Below are 16,044 nucleotides of genomic sequence, written 5' to 3'. Positions count from 1 at the left end.
CATGAAAAACATACACTATATATTAGCTCTTTCAGTTCTTCCTTTGGTGATCAACTGTACAGGGCAGAAAGAAGTAATTGAAAAATTAAAACCTGCCGTTATTACAGAAACGGTGGTTCATGATACAGATGATCCTGCTATATGGATCAATCCTAAGGATGCTTCCAAAAGTATCATCATCGGGACAGATAAAGATACTGATGGCGGATTGTATGCCTTTGATCTTAACGGGAAAATTATCAATAAAGTGTTAGGATTGAAGCGTCCAAACAATGTTGATCTTGAATATGGTTTTATTTTAAATGGACAAAAAAGAGATATCGCGGCGGTAACTGAAAGGGAAACCAACAAAGTAAAATTATACTCGCTTCCTGAACTAAAAGAAGTGGGAGAAATCTCAGTATTTGAAGGAGAATCAGAACGTGGTCCAATGGGAATCTCAATGTACAAAAATCCGGAAACGGGAGATATATTTGTGATTGTTGGAAGAAAATCCGGTCCCTCTGACGGTTATTTATGGCAGTATCAACTTTCTGAAAAAAATGGTTCCATTACAGGAAAAGTTGTCCGTAAATTCGGGAAATACAGTGGCTTAAAAGAGATTGAAAGCATTGCTGTAGATGACGAAATGGGTTATATCTACTATTCTGATGAACAGTTTGGAGTTCATAAGTACTATGCAGATCCAGAGAAAGGCAATGAAGAATTATCCGTTTTCGGCAAAGGCGATTTTAAATCTGATGTGGAAGGAATTTCAATTTATCCAACCTCTAAAGGAAAAGGATATGTTCTGGTTTCAAATCAGCAGAATGATACCTTCAATGTTTATTTAAGAGAAGATCAGTCGAAAGGAAGAATCGCAGAAATTCCGGTTTCTACACTGGAAAGTGATGGTTCTGAGGTAACGAATGTTAACTTAGGTCCGAAATTCCCGAAAGGAGTTTTTGTTGCGATGAGCAACGGCAGAATATTTCACTTTTATGACTGGAGAATGATTGAGAAAGCCATTAAATCTGCTGTGAAAGCCGTTAAATAAATTAATCTTTAAACCATTAAGGCCGATTAGGTTTTATATAATTTTACAATTCTTCAACGCAAAGGTTATTTTATGTTACGTATATTTTAAGGGTGCTAAGAAATAATCGATTTGCAGTCGACTGATGAAGCTGGTGTTTATCCATAAGCTTTCTAAGCAGTTTTACTGCTATACTTTGCCTCCTCAATATAAATTATTTACATTTTAAACTTTGCGTTTTAGATAATAATTTAAGCTAAACTATCATTGCTAACCAAAGGTGAAGCAATCTTGGCACAATACTCTTCTTACTGAACATGTTTCTTTAAGAACTCTGCTGTAAACGATATTTTATTTTTTAACAGCTCCAGCGGAGTTCCCTCAAACAAAACTTTACCACCAAATTTCCCTGCACCAGGGCCTATATCAATAATCCAGTCTGCCTGTGCAATAATATCAAGGTTGTGCTCTATGACAATCAGTGTATTATTCTTATCCACCAGACCATTAAAAAAATTCAGCAGTTTTTGGGTATCACTTGGATGCAGCCCTGTACTTGGTTCATCCAGAATAATGATTTGATGGGTGTTTTTCAGTTCTCTTGTCAACTTCAGACGTTGCCTTTCACCTCCTGAAAAGCTATCCAGTCTTTGTCCCAACGTCAGATAATCGAGGCCTAGCTGTATCAGCAGATCAAAGTTTTTGAGAACAGATTCTTCTTCAAAAAAAGAAACGGCTTCAGAAACCGTCATATTCATGACCTGCGCAATTGTTTTTCCGTTGTATGTATACAGCAGTACATCAGGATCAAACCCCGAACCTCCGCAAACTTCACAAGGCTGCTCTATATCATCCATAAAAGCAAGATCAATCTTTTCTATTCCCAATCCTTTACAGTTTTTGCAGGCTCCTTCGCTATTTCTGCTAAACAGTTTATCTGAAACATGATTAAACTGGGCAAAAAGATTACGTACCTTATCTGATATTCCCAGGTAAGTAAGGAGATTGGAGCGGGCACTTGCAGCAAACAAAGATTGATCTATAATGGTTACGTCAGGATAGAGATCCGGTAAAACACGATTTATCAGCGTACTTTTCCCTGACCCCGCCACTCCGGTTACTACCGTCATAACTCCGGTTGGAATATTTACCGTTACATTTTTAAGATTATATTTATTGGCATTTTTAATCTCAAGATAACCATCAGGCTTTCTGAATTTTTGTTTTACAGATGCTTTCTCAGCAAAATAAGAACCTGTTTTTCCAGATGAGGTCTTTAAGTTTTTAAATGTACCTTCATATACTACCTCTCCACCATTTCTTCCTGAACCGGGACCTATATCAATAACCCAGTCTCCCATTTTTATCAGATCAGGATCATGCTCTACAATTAAGACAGAATTTCCCTTATCCCTGATTTGCCCTATAATGGTTACAATATTTTGCAGATCCTTCGGATGAAGGCCAATACTGGGCTCATCAAAAATGTATAATAAATCGATCAGGCTGTTTCCCAGGCTCCGTACCATTTTTATACGCTGAGATTCTCCTCCGGAAAGTGTATTGGTGCTTCTGTCCAAGGTCAGATACTGAAGCCCAATGGTAATAATATTCTGTAGTTTTGCAGAAACTTCCTTTAGAACTACTTCATATGCCTTTGAATCCAAAGAAGTGATAAATTCCAGCAGCTCATCTACAGAAAGCGCCATACAGTCTGCTATATTTTTTCCTTTAATCTTGCAGGATAATATCTTTTCATTCAGTCGTTTTCCCTGGCATGACGGACAGGTTTTCGTGATCACAATATGCTTCAGGGCATCTTTTCTGGTAATATTTTCCTTGGAATCTTTTTTCAGAAATGCTTTTTCAATCCTTGGAACAATTCCTTCGTATTGTACAGTTTTCCCCCAGTCTTTGTGTGGGTGCCTGGGTTTATGTTCCGGCGCATACAGCAAAGTTTCCCATTCTCTGGTACTAAAATCTTTCAGCTTTTTATCATTATCAAAATAACCGGACAGTGTATATCTTGTTAACCGCCACCCTCCTGGCTGGAAGGTCGGGAACCGGACAGCTCCTTCATGTAAAGATTTTTCAGGATCAATTAATGCATTCACGTCCAGAGTCTGAATAAAGCCAAGCCCCTCACATTCAGGGCACATTCCCTGTGGGTGATTAAAAGAAAAAACATTGGAATATCCTACAAACGGTTCCCCCATTCTCGAGAACAGAAGCCTTAAAGAAGCAGATACATCGGCAGCTGTTCCCACTGTAGACCTGGCATTTCCTCCCAGACGTTTCTGATTGATAATAATAGGAACATTCAGATTTTCAATTTTATCTACATCCGGCAATCCATAATGCTGCAAACGGTTTCTGATAAAACTATTTTGGGTATCATTGATTTGTCTTTGCGCTTCGGCTCCAATGGTTTCAAAAACCAGTGAAGATTTACCGGATCCTGAAACACCCGTAAAAACTACAATCTTATATTTTGGAACTTTTATGGAAATATTTTTGAGATTATTTTGCCGGGCATTGGTAATTTCTATATTTTCCATTTTTAAATGCTTAACTTTGTTAATAATTAACTAAGTTAAGTATATTTTTTATGAAACCAATTGAAAAAGAGCTTTTTAACACTTTTACTGATTTTCAATGTCTTATTCTGGCTCATATGAACCGCGGGGATATTAACGGCGTTACCGCAACTCATTATAATATCATTGAATTTATCATGAGGAAAGAGATCACAACGGGAAAAGAGATATCGACAGCATTTAACATCAGCCAGGCTGCCATCTCAAAACAATTGAAATTTCTGATCAGTAATGATTTCATTATCCGAAAACAGGTGGAAACAGATAACAGGAAATTCAATCTTTCGGTAACGGAAAAAGGAAGGTTTATTGTAGAAAATTCGGAAACATTCCGTAAGAATATTACCCGTAAGGCTGCTTCTATATTTACGTCTAAAGAATTGGAAAATTTTAATTATCTGCTGGGCAAAATGCTGAATCACATAAAACTGTAAAACTCAGCGGTTACTTATAGGTTCCGAATAATCTATCCCAGACCGAAGTATAAAATCCAAAGTTTTTACTTTCATCCAAATGATGCTGGTTATGAAACCTTGTTGTTCCTACAAAGAAACGGTCAAAAGAAGCAGGAAAAAACTCTCTGTTCAGGTGTCCTATCGTTCCCCAGACAAGGTTCAGCAAAAGATAAATAGAAATGGAAATCACAGAAAAATCATAGCCGATAAGTAAAACCAGCAGCATCAGTCCAAATCCTATGGTTTCGAAAGGATGCAGCACAAAAAGACTCAAAAAATTGGTGCTGACATGCTCATGATGTTTTCCGTGCAGAATTTTATAAATGAAAGGTAAATGGGCTGTAAAATGAAAGAAATACATCAGAAGATCCATTAGGAGAAGCAAAGCAGCAACTTCCACTACGATTCCAAATGCAGACCGAGTTTCTCCCAGCACAATCCATCCGTTTTTCCATAGGAAAGCCCCTATCAAAAGTACCAGACTGTTACATAATACAGTAAGGAGACTGAGATAAAAATCAGGTCTGGTGACAGGATGATTGTTCTCCTGTAACTGGCTTTTACGGCAAGTTTTATCAATAAAAACATATAAGCCTATAGAAAACAGATACAGAACAATATTAATGATCAGACTGAATATAATCCATTCTGGCCAGAAAAACTGCCAAAATATGTGTAAATAACCGGAAAGTTCTGTCTGATTAAAATTCATAAGTCCTTCATCCTTCAGCTTGATGTCATAAAGGTATGAATTTCATTGTAAAATCCACCGATAAAGTGCATTCCACATACTATTTCTGTCTTGCTTTTCTTCTGAGCTCACGAAGTCTTGATGTCAGTTTTTTTCTTAAATCATTATGGTATTCGCGATAGTTTTTGATACTGTTCTCAAGATTCTTTTTATTCAGCAGATACTCATCATACAAATGTCTGAGTTCTGAAATCTGATTAATCACATCCGAAGGCTGGTTTTCAGGATCTTCCGCAGCTTCTATCAGCAGGCGGTAATATTCAACACGGCTGGTCAGGTTCATATGAAGTTTTGGCTCTATTCCCTGCATGATCTTATTATTTTATTAATTTTCTGAATAAGTAAAACGGCAAGAAGTCTTATCTTTTACTATTCGATATATTACTTTTTTATTATTAAATAACCTTTTTAAATTTCTTTTTTTAAACCATTAAGATTGTACTAAGGTGTTAAGATTAGCTTCGCCTTAATTTAAAATCAGAATGATTGACCTTAACTTTACTTTACTTCTTTAAAATTCTTAATGGTAAAAAAAGATATCCATTTTCACATAGCTGAAATGTAACGAGTTTTTATCTTTTCTATCCAAATTCTATTTCTCCATCATAACCGGAGGTACATCACTCTGGAATAAAATCTTAACATTCCCATTATTTTGCTGGCCTGCAGATTTGAAATAACCTCCGTTAAGGGCAGCAGAAATAAGGGTTTCATCAGGATTGCCCAAAGGTAATAATGGAAGTCCTGCAAATTCATTGACACTGATCTGCGGAGAAATTCCGCTGCTGTATTCTCCGGCTCCATTGGCATTGAATACTTTATAAATTACCGGATGAATCTGCCATGAAATTTTTCTCGGTTTACGTTTATCTTCCACTACAAATCCAGCCATATCTTTTCCGAGTGTAACATCTCCTATCTGAACTACCTGCATGTAAGATTTTAGGTTGTTCACCACAATTTCTGCCGCTGATGCTGTACTGTTCGATGTGAGAATAAATATTTTCTGTAATCCCAATGCATTCCCACGCAAAGTTGTAAAGTCCAAAGCTTTTGGATCATAAGCGATTTGCTGGGCAAATGTTCTTTTTACTTCACCTCCATTTTTATTTCCTCTAAAAATAATGAATGGCGATCCGGATGATAAACCTGAAGGAATCAGTGAACAAAGTGCAGCCGCAGATGATACCGAACCTCCATAGTTGTAGCGGAGATCGAGAATCAGTTCCTGAACTCCGGCAGCTTTTAATTCCCCAAACTTCTGATTTAAAGTCTGAGTCATTCCGTCCGGAAAATCATAGATATACAGATATCCTATTTTTTTACCGTTTTTCTCAAAAATATTGGATAAAATGGGCTGTTCAAAAGAAAAACCATAGTAAACCGTGATATTTTTCTCATTGGTAATAGCTCCGTTCTGCCACTTCCCGACCGTAAGTTCTACAACAGTCTGATCTTTAATAGACGAAGCCATTGTTTCGGCATTAGTGGCCGTCATTACTTTTCCATTAACTTTTGTGATGATCATTCCTCTTTCCAGCCCTGCATTGAAGGCCGGAGAATTTTGAAGCACCAGCTTTACTACGGTAACCACTTCATTATTGGCAAGCTGAACAACAGAGTAATCAAACCCGTACATATTTCTTATAGAACGTGGATAGGTAGAAGAATCTTCAGTATTGACCATAAAAGAAAACCGATCCTTGGAAGAGAGCAGACTTTTGAAAAAATCTTTAATGGGAAGCTGATAATCTGGCTTTGAAGGCATTTCATCTGCCCAATAATAATACCGTTTCATGCTGTCCTGAACCCAGAGATTCACAGATTCTGTGCTCCCTTCCGGAAAAACGGGAGCGCTTTCGTCATTATTATTTGTACACGAAATGAGAAAGGCCACGATGGCAATGCACTGAAGTTTTAAAAAATTTTTCATACGCAATTACAGATATTCTGCTACATCTATATCTCCTTTGACTACCCATTCTCCATTTTCCATTTTTTCCTGAAGAACAATCATATTGGCACCTGTGTGCTGTTTTATTTTCACCTGAATCATTTTAGATCCGGCATAAGGCTCTGTAGTTCCCGGTTTGTACAGTTCAAGATATACCGGAGAAGTAGAGCTGTAAAAGTTATAGATTTTCACTGCTGTAAAATTATCTTTCCCGATGTTGTCAAATTCAGCCAGCACTACTCCGTTGTCTCTTTTCAAAATCCCTTTCACATTTTTCAGTGAGGTTCCGGACAATTCGCCCAGATTAGGAAAAATAAATTCAAAACCGACTTTCCCAAGATTAACCTGAGGTTTTACGGCGTAAGTCTGTAAATAAATTCCGGGAAGATTAAAAAAGTTCAGGGTTTTAAAATCATTTATGTTGTCATAGGTAATATTGTATTTTGCGATTTCAATGCCTGTTTCACTATTGTAAACAGACAGTTTACTGGTTTCTCCCTGATCCAGTACAAACTGAAGCTGGGTTTCTATTTTATTGGTATAGGACGTCTTTCCGTCAATGGATACAGGCTGTCCGTTGAACCTAAGCTGAACAGCATCAGGCTTAGAAAATCCTTTGATAGTAATCTCTCCGGGTTTCTGTACTTTATCATACAACTCCATCGTGTTGCTGTCTGTACATGAAAAAAGTACGGTGAAAAATAGGAGTAATGCAAAGATTTTATTCATCTTTATTTAATTATTTGATGGTAACACTTAAAAATATTGCCCAACCCATCAGCCGGGCAATATATAATTATAAAAAAACTAGTTGGATATGTTCTGGATAACGTTTTTCAGGTGCTATCCATTATTGTATTTAAAATTTCTGGTGTTTCTAAAATCAGTTTGTAAGGGGTAAAAGTTTTATTTTTTAATAAATTTCAGCCTTTCTGTAGTCTTTCCGTCTGTAATTTCAGCGATATATGCTCCTGATGTAAGATTAGCTACATGAATAGCTTTTAAATACTGAGCGGTAAGCACTTTTTGCCCGGCAGCATTGTAAATATTCACTACTATTGTATTTTCCTTCAATGCAGGATTAAGCTGTAGTACTAACGATTCTTTTACGGGGTTTTCTGCTATTTGTGTAAGTGTTTTGTTTCCTTTTACATCCTTAGTTCCTAAAAATGCCGTAGCATAAATTCCTATTTCATCAATATTGATATTCTGAATATTATTTCCGCTTGCTTTTCTGTTCGCCCACATTCCGATATAGATTTTCTTTCCTGCGAAAGCAGAAAGATCTACAAGAGATTGTACAAACTCGGTAAGATCTGCCGGAAACGGATTGGCTGAGTCTCCTACCTGTATTTTATAAAGACTCTGAACATCATTACCTCCTGCATCTACCGTCATGGCCTGGAAATCAGCTAATGTAGGAACCTCTTTCTGCGGAGTACTTACATAGATAAAAAGATCTCTGGCAACAATGGTATGGGTAGTTCTCTGTCTTCCGATATTCGCAGCTAAAGTAACTGTACCTGCAGTGTTGGTAAGATCAATCTGAGGAGAAATGATCCAGTCATTTTCCGTAGCAAATCCTGTAGCATTACCAGTGGGTACCAAACTGATGGAATGACGAAGAACACCTGAAGTTCCATAGGTTAAAGCCGTTCCGTTATGGTAGATATTCTGTCCCTGCGTCCATCCGTTGCTGTTACCGTTCAGATCATGGAAAGTCCATCCCTGAAGGTCAGCAGGCGTATCAAAAGAATTTCCCCAAACCAGAGTCTGCGCTGCAGCCAGGTGGGATAAAAACAGAACAGATGATAAAATTATTTTTTTCATAATGCTGATTATTAATGTTTTTGAAGTAAAAGCAAGGAATCAGCTTTCGCTGTTCCCTGCTTTTTAAAGTTTTTATTATTCTACAATCGTGAAATTGTATTTTGTCCAAAGTCCCTGGAAGTTTCCACAGTTTCTTGGAGATACATTCCAGCTTCCTTCGTTGAAGAATGGCTGGCTCATCCCCCATAGAGATGCAGGAGTACCCGTTAATAGGTTAGCAGCTGGGATTCCCGCAGTTCCTGTACCTGTCACAGAAGTACCAAATCCGTGGATCTGGATCGTGTTGTATGCTGAAGCTGAAGAAAGTTCAGAACCTGTACCTTCTACTTTGATTCCCACAGGATATCCTGTAACCACAGCGTTATTTAATGTTAATCTTCCGTGTCTTCTGATGTGGATACCATTTTCATACAAAGCTCCCTGAGTAGAATTTTTAGTACCAATGATCGTAAGGTTGTTGATTACCGGGTGAGTCAACAATGATGTAGAAGAACCGTCTGCATTGTTATCAAGCTCGATACCGTTAGAATCCGGGCTTGATCCGCTAAGACTGTGTGTAGAGTGGTAATCTGCCAAAGCTAATGCACAAGTGATCGTTCCTGTATATCCGTTATCAAAATCGAAGTTATCATCATCCGCAGCGAAAGAAACAAGGTTTGAAGCGTTTACAGTACCACCGAAGAATTCAAAAGAGTCATCTTTTCCGAAAGATACCTGAATATGATCCAAAGTAGTTCCGTTTCCTACTCCTCCTAAAGTAAGACCGTTGATTTCGTTTCCTGAGTTTGGAGCTAAAAGATCATATCCTGCGAACTCAATACGTACATATTTCAATGTTCCACCGTTGTGAGAAGCATTTGTACCTCCGTAATAGAAATCAGGACCAGATAATCCTTCAATTGTTTTAGTGAAAGGAGTGTTGGTAGGAGCATCTCCTAAGATAATAACCCCTCCGAAATCACCAGGAGCTGCAGTAGTATCTTCATTTCCATCTAACAATTTGTAGCTTGTGAAAATGATTGGCTGAGCTTCTGTACCTGCTGCGTTGATTTTTCCTGTTTTAGCAATTACCAAAACTCCTGTAGCTGTATTGCTTGTGTTTGGTTTTGCTTTAATGAATGTACCCGGCTGGATTGTTAATGTAGCACCATCTTTTACGGTTACAACTCCATCTAATTCTACTACACCACTCCATGTAGTATTGGAAGTAATAGCACCACTTACGCTGGTTACCGGAAGCGCCGAAGCGGTAAGGTATTCAGCAGAAGTAGATTTCATTTCGAATGGAGATGATGAATCCGCCAGTTGATCGTGTTGACAAGCTGTAAGAGATAATGCTGCCACTGCAATTAGAGTTAGTCTTTTCATTGTTATAATTTTTAGTACAATCCGGTCGTATTATTTTTATACCAGATCAGTTTTTTAATATTCAGGAATATCTTCCTCTTTATTCCTTCGATTTGTTTTTTGGTGTTCATCCCATCGCTGCATGAGGAGCTGCATTGCGGGAGTTCCCATGAGATCCATTAACGACTGGGAAAAGCTGTTAACGTCCGGTTTTTTTCTTAACTGTACTGCTGTGCGCATCATCAGTATTTTTTCAGTCTTTAATCAGGTTCCCGAAACCTGTACGCCTCTATCTAAGAGCTCTTTATATTATCTTGTTTGGTGTCTTATTTTTAAAAAGTATAGTTCACACTCAGACTGAACATTCTTCCGCTGTACGCTCTGAACATGATTTTATCAATATTTTTATCGTACTTATCTGTTGCTCCCGGAAGAAGATCCCAAGCTTCTCTTTCTGTTCCTACATTACTTCCGCCTCCGTTTTTTGCAGCGAGATGCTGCCACTGCAATTAGAGTTAGTCTTTTCATTGTTATAATTTTTAGTACAATCCGGTCATATTATTTTTATACCAGATCAGTTTTTTAATATTCAGGAATATCTTCCTCTTTATTCCTTCGATTTGTTTTTTGGTGTTCATCCCATCGCCGCAGGAGGAGCTGCTTTGCGGGAGTTCCCATGAGATCCATTAACGCCTGGGAAAAGCTGTTAACGTCCGGTTTTTTTCTTAACTGTACTGCTGTGCGCATCATCAGTATTTTTTCAGTCTTTAATCAGGTTCCCGAAACCTGTACGCCTCTATCTAAGAGCTCTTTATATTATCTTGTTTGGTGTCTTATTTTTAAAAAGTATAGTTCACACTCAGACTGAACATTCTTCCGCTGTACGCTCTGAACATGATTTTATCAATATTTTTATCGTACTTATCTGTTGCTCCCGGAAGAAGATCCCAAGCTTCTCTTTCTGTTCCTACATTACTTCCGCCTCCGTTTTTTGCAGCGAGATAAGAATTGAAGTTGTTGTAATATTCCTTTACCCTGTTGAAGAGATTTCTTACATTAAATTTCACTTCAAAATTTCTGTTTCGAAGAAATTTATATGAGATTTGAGCATCTGCCACTGCATAAGGACGTTGGATTTCTTCTCCTTTGTATGCATATCCTACCGTGATGTACTGGTCTCCTTTTGCATTATACAAAAAACTCATCCCAAAACGGGTTCCGTCATAGACCAGTCCAAGATTGTAAGCATAAGGTGTCTGTCCGTAAAGCGGTCGTTTTACTTCGTAGGTATCGTCATTATCTCCTGTTTTATACAAGTCTTTAAAAGCCACTACTTTCGTATGGTTATAGGTAAAATTTCCGCTTATGAAAAGCTTTTCAAGAAAAGTTCCGTCTGCGATAAAGCCTAAGCTTTTTCTTACTTCTGCCTCCACTCCCATCAGCTTTGCATTTTTTGAATTTCCGTTGTATAGGAAAAGATTTCCTTCACTTGAAATATGACCTTCACGTTCAATAGGCCTGTCAATATCTTTGTAATACAATCCTGCAGAAAATATCTCGCCAAGCCCCGGAAACCATTCAAATTTGAAATCATAATTATTAATGACTGAAGAGCTTAATTCTGTATTATAAATCAACCCATTAGCAATAGGATCGAAATAGGGCAATCCTGTTCTTTCATTAAATTGAGGACGGATAACAGATTTGTTGTAGGCAAGCCTCAAGTTAATTTTATTGGTAGGACTGTACGTAAAATTCACGGAAGGCATCCACTGCCAAGGTTTATCATCTATAGCTGTTCTCATGATGTATTTGGAATCAGTAGGATCCAACTGCTGGGAAATCATATCGTACTTAAAATATTCTGCACGAAGTCCCCAGACTAATCTTAATTTCTTCCAACGGTTATCAAACATCAGAAAAATGGCATGCTGATTAACTTCCCCTTCATACTTGTCATTTTTATACAATCCTCTGGTTTCCCAGCCAATACCGCCCGGAACATAATGGGAACCATTAAACCAGTCAGCAAGAGAACCATACATCGTCAAATAGTTCTTCTCGCTATTCGGAACGTTCCGGTTTTCGTCAACACGAAGAAAAAACTTCTGCTGTTGGTTGGTATTGTTTTTTATAGCTCCGGCATATCCGGTTTTGATGGTATTTTTAAAACTTCCTGCGTCCATATCCCACTTCACAGAAGCACCATAGTTGTAATCCGTTTCTCTGTTTTCAATATATCCTCTGTAGAAGTCTGCTCCGGAGTTGTAGATCTTATGAAAAGTCAGAATTTCACTTCCAATAAAATCATACCGGGTAATATACTGTGTGTAATCTTTGGTATCGGAAGCTACTCCTGTACGGGCTGCAAACCAGCTTACTTCTGCATTTCCTATTTTATGGTTTCCTTCTAATTTATTTTGTAAAAGGGTTTGAAAAATCGGGTAATTGGTATTATCAGTATAAGGTCTGTCTAAATTTTTGATCTGAGCGGGATCATTATTAGGAACAACTCCATTGTAGAAATAATTATAGGCTAATTCTGCATTGGCTGCCATTCCACTTCCGGTTGAGTATTCATTCCATCCTGTTACTCTTGTCAGTGTATTGTCGAAAATATGGGTGTAAGAATTACGGAATGAGATTCTGTTTTTTCCCAATTGAAATCCGAAATTCAACATTCCTGCCAACGTAGAATTGTAATTGTAAGAAGCTCCGCTATTTTTGAAATTATAGAATGGAATCTGTCCGTTAGCATCCGGCATTCCTGTTGTATCCAGCCAGTTCCCTCTTCCTGTATGGTCAATATCCAGTTTATTTTGCTCATTTCTGATGACAAATGCTCCTGCAAATCCCCATTTATTATTGTTTTTAAGGGCATATGTTCTTCCTAGTGCCAGCTGTATATTAGAACCCATGTCACCTCTTGTCTTGTAGGTGCTGAAATTGTCATTGGTGAACTGTTTAGACTGCTCAAAAAACCTTGGATCTGTCCAGTTCATGGCTTCCAGTCCTTTCGGAAAATCTCTTGTTCCATCATCATATCCGAAATAATCATACTTTCCGCGCTTACGGGTCAGAAATTCTTTGAATGCCGACTGATCATTATAAGAAGTTCCCATGGTTACTGTTGTAAAATTTTCATTGGGAATATCTTTCGTCCTCACTTCCACATAACCTCCCGCAAAGCTGGCATTCATATCAGGTGTTGCTGATTTGCTTACTACCACGCTTTCTACCATTGCTGTCGGAATGATATCAAACGAAAAATTTTGGCTGTAGGCTTCCGTACTGGGCAGGTTGATGCCGTCCATAGCTGCAGTGTTCCAACGTTCTCCCATGGATCTTACGACCACATATTTGTTATCAATGGTAGTGATTCCTGTTACTCTTTTCAGTGTTCCTCCCACATCGCTGTCCGGAGTTTTGGAAATCTGTTCTGCTGAAATACCATCACTCATCTGCGCCGCCTTTTTCTGCTGGGCAAGAAGTCCGGCTTGTGTATCTGCTTTACGGGTTGCGGTAATCACCACTTCTTTGATGTCTGTAATTTTGTCAGAAGCTTTGTTTAATGCAAATGAAACGGAATTGGTTTCTTTATTGGTAACAGAGAGTTTTTCAACCCTAAGCGTATTGTATTTGGGAGCTTTTATGCTCAGATTATAAGTTCCTGAAGGGAGATCTACCGTAAAATCCCCATTATTATCTGTTATGATGGTTTTCTGAGCAATATTCACTTCGGCTCCGGTAATGGGATTTCCTACTTCATCCACTATTTTACCGGAAATTCTTCCGTTTCCCGGTACAGAGATGTTAGAACTTTCATATTTTATCGAAATAAGATCACCATGCAGTCGGTATATCACAGGAAGTCCATTAGTAATGTCTTTCAGGCAGTTGTTCACGGAAGTATTTTCACATTTCACTCCTCTTACCTTCAGCTCTTTAATATCTACCTTTGAATAAGCCAGCCTCATCCCTGTTTTTCCGGCAAATTCTTCTAAAACTTCAATCAACGGTCTGTTGGCAGGTACAGAAAATGTTATTTTCTGAACCAACTCCTGAGCTTCTGCGGCTACAGTAAAAAATAAGGCTGCTATGGTTATCCCACATTTCAAACTTTTCATACTTAATAGTGTTCTCTTGATTATGATTATTTAATTTTTTGAATAATGATTTATTTCTTAAGGATATAGGTGTTTTCTTTTTTCTGTACTTCCAATCCTAGGATGAAAGCCAGTGATTCAATATTTTCGCCCACAGTTCCTCCGGTAAAGTCTGCGGTGATCTTTTTGTCTTCGGCTTCTTTAGGATATAAAACCTTCGTGTTATAACTGCTTTCTAACACAGCAACTACTTCTTTTAAAGGAACATCATTAAAGCTTAAAGACAATATTGCAGGAACTTTGCCGGATGAATTCTTTACTGGTTTTAATGAAACAACCGCTGTAGTATGAGCAATCCCGAAATTGGTCCACTTCTGATTAGGGGTAAGAAAAGAAACCGGAACGCCCGGAGATGATACTGCTACCTTCCCTTCATAAAGATCAACTGCTTTTCTCTTCCCCGACTGTGAAATCTTAAATACCGTTCCCAATACTTTAGTACTGAAACCATCCGCACGAACAATAAAAGGATGTATCTTCGACTTGGCTACAGAAAAGATGGCATCTCCTTTTAAATCCACAACTCTTGTAGAAGCAGGAAAAGATTTTGCAACAGTCAGTTCAGCACCCGGTAAAAGGGTAATTACAGATCCGTCTTCAAGATGAACAGTTCTTTTTTCAGATTTTGCAAGGTATACATCCGGCTTAATAAGCATCGTGTAAGTAAAAATACCTCCTAATGATAAGAGCAGAATAATGACCGCTGCAATTTTATAGAAATAGGTTTTAAAGCTTTTCGCCCGTTGTATAGAAACAATATCCTTTTGAGGAAAAAAATGTTCCAGACCGGATAATATCCTTTCTTTGGATTCTTTAAGATGAGTAATATCCAGATCTTTTTCTGCAAGGGTCTTCCATTGTTTTAACAATTCATTTTCCTTTTCAGAAATGTTATCTTCCGAAACTTCCCGTTCCCAAAGTCTGAAAACAAAGGCTTCAATATTTTTATAGGTTAAGCGTTTTTTCATAGAGTCTTTCATCGTATTCACAGATACTTCTATCTATAAGACTTTGAAAATGAAAAACTTCCCCAAGGTATTCTTAATATTATATTCACATTAAGACCAAATTGTTAATAATTTTCGTTGTTTTTCACATTTACTAAACATTAACATCCTATTTTACCCGACTTTTTCAGAAATATTTAATCTTACCATACCCAAAGTTCACAAAAAGTTAATTTTCCTTTAGGTAATTTTGTGACAACAATATGAGCGCAACAGACTATACATTATTAAAGAAAATAAAATCAGGCGACCGCCCTGCATTTATGCTGCTGTATGACCGATACTGGGATAGTCTATATCGCTTTGTTTTTGTGCGGACAAGGGATAAAGAAGTCTCTGAGGAAATTCTTCAGAACCTATGGATGAGGATTCTTGAAAATACAGACCTTATACAAACCGATGATACAGAAAGTGCCAAAGGCTACCTTCTCCGCCATCTTCATTACCGGATTATTGATTTTTATAACAGCTACAAAAAAGCACCTCCTACGCTTAGTATTGATGAGTTCGATATTCCGAATGAAATTGAAATTGCAGATTCAGAATATTTTGAAATCCTTGAAGAAAATGAGATCAGTACTTTATTATCCATGATTGATGAAGTGGTTTCCCAACTTCCTTCAACAGAACAGCAGGTATATGATATGAGAATCCGGAAAAATATGTCGGTGAACGAAACCGCAGAAGCTTTAGGAATCAGTAACAAAACGGTAAGCAATAAATTAAGCAAGGCTCTGGGAGAAATCCGTGAACAATTGAATCCTGAGTATCAGTCTTCTAAAAAACTGGTGTCTATTCTATTACTGATGGAGGTTTTGACGAGGTATTGAGATGCGGGTGTGGGTTCGGTTACCAGGTTGCACCAATAGTCAATTTTGCAACATTTATCAAAAATTCACAGCGAAGCGGATTCACTATTCAC

At 37.8% G+C, this 16,044-nt stretch carries 15 protein-coding genes; 3 read left to right on the top strand and 12 right to left on the bottom strand.

The window, feature by feature from the left end; translation table 11 throughout:
* Position 1: 1 nt before the first annotated feature.
* Positions 2 to 1,036, top strand: coding sequence for a phytase (locus CLU97_RS08185; protein WP_121487495.1), 1,035 nt, complete (start codon positions 2 to 4; stop codon positions 1,034 to 1,036).
* A 287-nt stretch (positions 1,037 to 1,323) separates the two neighbouring features.
* Here CLU97_RS08185 and CLU97_RS08180 read toward each other — a convergent pair whose 3' ends face one another.
* The gene (locus CLU97_RS08180; RefSeq protein ID WP_121487494.1) at positions 1,324 to 3,573 is read right to left on the bottom strand and encodes an ATP-binding cassette domain-containing protein; all 2,250 of its coding nucleotides are present in this window, start codon (positions 3,571 to 3,573) and stop codon (positions 1,324 to 1,326) included.
* 50 nt (positions 3,574 to 3,623) lie between these two features.
* On the opposite strand from CLU97_RS08180, the gene CLU97_RS08175 reads away from it, so the two are divergent.
* On the top strand, positions 3,624 to 4,046 hold the full coding sequence (locus CLU97_RS08175; RefSeq protein ID WP_121487493.1) for a MarR family winged helix-turn-helix transcriptional regulator: 423 nt from the start codon (positions 3,624 to 3,626) through the stop codon (positions 4,044 to 4,046).
* 10 nt (positions 4,047 to 4,056) lie between these two features.
* Here CLU97_RS08175 and CLU97_RS08170 read toward each other — a convergent pair whose 3' ends face one another.
* From CLU97_RS08170 to CLU97_RS08135, 11 genes are all read right to left on the bottom strand, one after another.
* On the bottom strand, positions 4,057 to 4,779 hold the full coding sequence (locus tag CLU97_RS08170) for a sterol desaturase family protein (protein WP_121487492.1): 723 nt from the start codon (positions 4,777 to 4,779) through the stop codon (positions 4,057 to 4,059).
* Between the two features lie 79 nt (positions 4,780 to 4,858).
* On the bottom strand, positions 4,859 to 5,128 hold the full coding sequence (locus CLU97_RS08165) for a hypothetical protein (RefSeq protein ID WP_121487491.1): 270 nt from the start codon (positions 5,126 to 5,128) through the stop codon (positions 4,859 to 4,861).
* Between the two features lie 282 nt (positions 5,129 to 5,410).
* Entirely contained in the window at positions 5,411 to 6,751 is a 1,341-nt protein-coding gene (locus CLU97_RS08160) for a S41 family peptidase (protein WP_121487490.1), read from the bottom strand.
* A 6-nt stretch (positions 6,752 to 6,757) separates the two neighbouring features.
* Positions 6,758 to 7,501, bottom strand: coding sequence for a hypothetical protein (locus CLU97_RS08155; protein WP_228437575.1), 744 nt, complete (start codon positions 7,499 to 7,501; stop codon positions 6,758 to 6,760).
* Positions 7,502 to 7,678: 177 nt separating this feature from the next.
* Positions 7,679 to 8,602: a T9SS-dependent choice-of-anchor J family protein gene (locus CLU97_RS08150; RefSeq protein WP_121487488.1), complete on the bottom strand. Its 924-nt coding sequence runs from the start codon at positions 8,600 to 8,602 to the stop codon at positions 7,679 to 7,681.
* A 75-nt stretch (positions 8,603 to 8,677) separates the two neighbouring features.
* Entirely contained in the window at positions 8,678 to 9,970 is a 1,293-nt protein-coding gene (locus CLU97_RS08145) for a hypothetical protein (RefSeq protein WP_121487487.1), read from the bottom strand.
* A 54-nt stretch (positions 9,971 to 10,024) separates the two neighbouring features.
* Positions 10,025 to 10,192, bottom strand: coding sequence for a hypothetical protein (locus tag CLU97_RS23635; protein WP_183084538.1), 168 nt, complete (start codon positions 10,190 to 10,192; stop codon positions 10,025 to 10,027).
* Between the two features lie 89 nt (positions 10,193 to 10,281).
* Positions 10,282 to 10,458 (bottom strand): hypothetical protein, encoded by a 177-nt coding sequence (locus CLU97_RS23630; RefSeq protein WP_183084537.1) that lies wholly within the window; start codon positions 10,456 to 10,458, stop codon positions 10,282 to 10,284.
* Between the two features lie 73 nt (positions 10,459 to 10,531).
* Positions 10,532 to 10,699, bottom strand: a complete 168-nt coding sequence (locus CLU97_RS23625) for a hypothetical protein (protein WP_183084536.1) — start codon at positions 10,697 to 10,699, stop codon at positions 10,532 to 10,534.
* A gap of 89 nt (positions 10,700 to 10,788) precedes the next feature.
* Positions 10,789 to 14,076: a TonB-dependent receptor gene (locus CLU97_RS08140; protein ID WP_121487486.1), complete on the bottom strand. Its 3,288-nt coding sequence runs from the start codon at positions 14,074 to 14,076 to the stop codon at positions 10,789 to 10,791.
* Between the two features lie 50 nt (positions 14,077 to 14,126).
* Positions 14,127 to 15,083 carry a FecR family protein gene (locus tag CLU97_RS08135; protein ID WP_228437573.1) on the bottom strand — a complete coding sequence of 319 codons (957 nt, stop codon included), beginning with the start codon at positions 15,081 to 15,083 and terminating at the stop codon, positions 14,127 to 14,129.
* A 242-nt stretch (positions 15,084 to 15,325) separates the two neighbouring features.
* On the opposite strand from CLU97_RS08135, the gene CLU97_RS08130 reads away from it, so the two are divergent.
* The gene (locus CLU97_RS08130) at positions 15,326 to 15,952 is read left to right on the top strand and encodes an RNA polymerase sigma factor (protein ID WP_121487484.1); all 627 of its coding nucleotides are present in this window, start codon (positions 15,326 to 15,328) and stop codon (positions 15,950 to 15,952) included.
* Positions 15,953 to 16,044: the final 92 nt, after the last annotated feature.

Origin of the sequence: Chryseobacterium sp. 7, assembly GCF_003663845.1 — a bacterium.
Classification (GTDB): Bacteria; Bacteroidota; Bacteroidia; order Flavobacteriales; family Weeksellaceae; genus Chryseobacterium.
This window is presented reverse-complemented; position numbering and strand designations above follow the sequence as displayed.

Excerpts from the sequence above, each read along its gene's own strand:
- CLU97_RS08170 (WP_121487492.1), bottom strand. The coding sequence starts at position 4,779 with ATGAATTTTAATCAGACAGAACTTTCCGGTTATTTACACATATTTTGG.
- CLU97_RS08155 (WP_228437575.1), bottom strand. The coding sequence starts at position 7,501 with ATGAATAAAATCTTTGCATTACTCCTATTTTTCACCGTACTTTTTTCA.
- CLU97_RS08145 (WP_121487487.1), bottom strand. The coding sequence starts at position 9,970 with ATGAAAAGACTAACTCTAATTGCAGTGGCAGCATTATCTCTTACAGCT.
- CLU97_RS08140 (WP_121487486.1), bottom strand. The coding sequence starts at position 14,076 with ATGAAAAGTTTGAAATGTGGGATAACCATAGCAGCCTTATTTTTTACT.
- CLU97_RS08160 (WP_121487490.1), bottom strand. The coding sequence starts at position 6,751 with ATGAAAAATTTTTTAAAACTTCAGTGCATTGCCATCGTGGCCTTTCTC.
- CLU97_RS08150 (WP_121487488.1), bottom strand. The coding sequence starts at position 8,602 with ATGAAAAAAATAATTTTATCATCTGTTCTGTTTTTATCCCACCTGGCT.
- CLU97_RS23625 (WP_183084536.1), bottom strand. The coding sequence starts at position 10,699 with ATGATGCGCACAGCAGTACAGTTAAGAAAAAAACCGGACGTTAACAGC.
- CLU97_RS23635 (WP_183084538.1), bottom strand. The coding sequence starts at position 10,192 with ATGATGCGCACAGCAGTACAGTTAAGAAAAAAACCGGACGTTAACAGC.
- CLU97_RS08185 (WP_121487495.1), top strand. The coding sequence starts at position 2 with ATGAAAAACATACACTATATATTAGCTCTTTCAGTTCTTCCTTTGGTG.
- CLU97_RS08135 (WP_228437573.1), bottom strand. The coding sequence starts at position 15,083 with ATGAAAAAACGCTTAACCTATAAAAATATTGAAGCCTTTGTTTTCAGA.
- CLU97_RS08180 (WP_121487494.1), bottom strand. The coding sequence starts at position 3,573 with ATGGAAAATATAGAAATTACCAATGCCCGGCAAAATAATCTCAAAAAT.
- CLU97_RS08130 (WP_121487484.1), top strand. The coding sequence starts at position 15,326 with ATGAGCGCAACAGACTATACATTATTAAAGAAAATAAAATCAGGCGAC.
- CLU97_RS08175 (WP_121487493.1), top strand. The coding sequence starts at position 3,624 with ATGAAACCAATTGAAAAAGAGCTTTTTAACACTTTTACTGATTTTCAA.
- CLU97_RS08165 (WP_121487491.1), bottom strand. The coding sequence starts at position 5,128 with ATGCAGGGAATAGAGCCAAAACTTCATATGAACCTGACCAGCCGTGTT.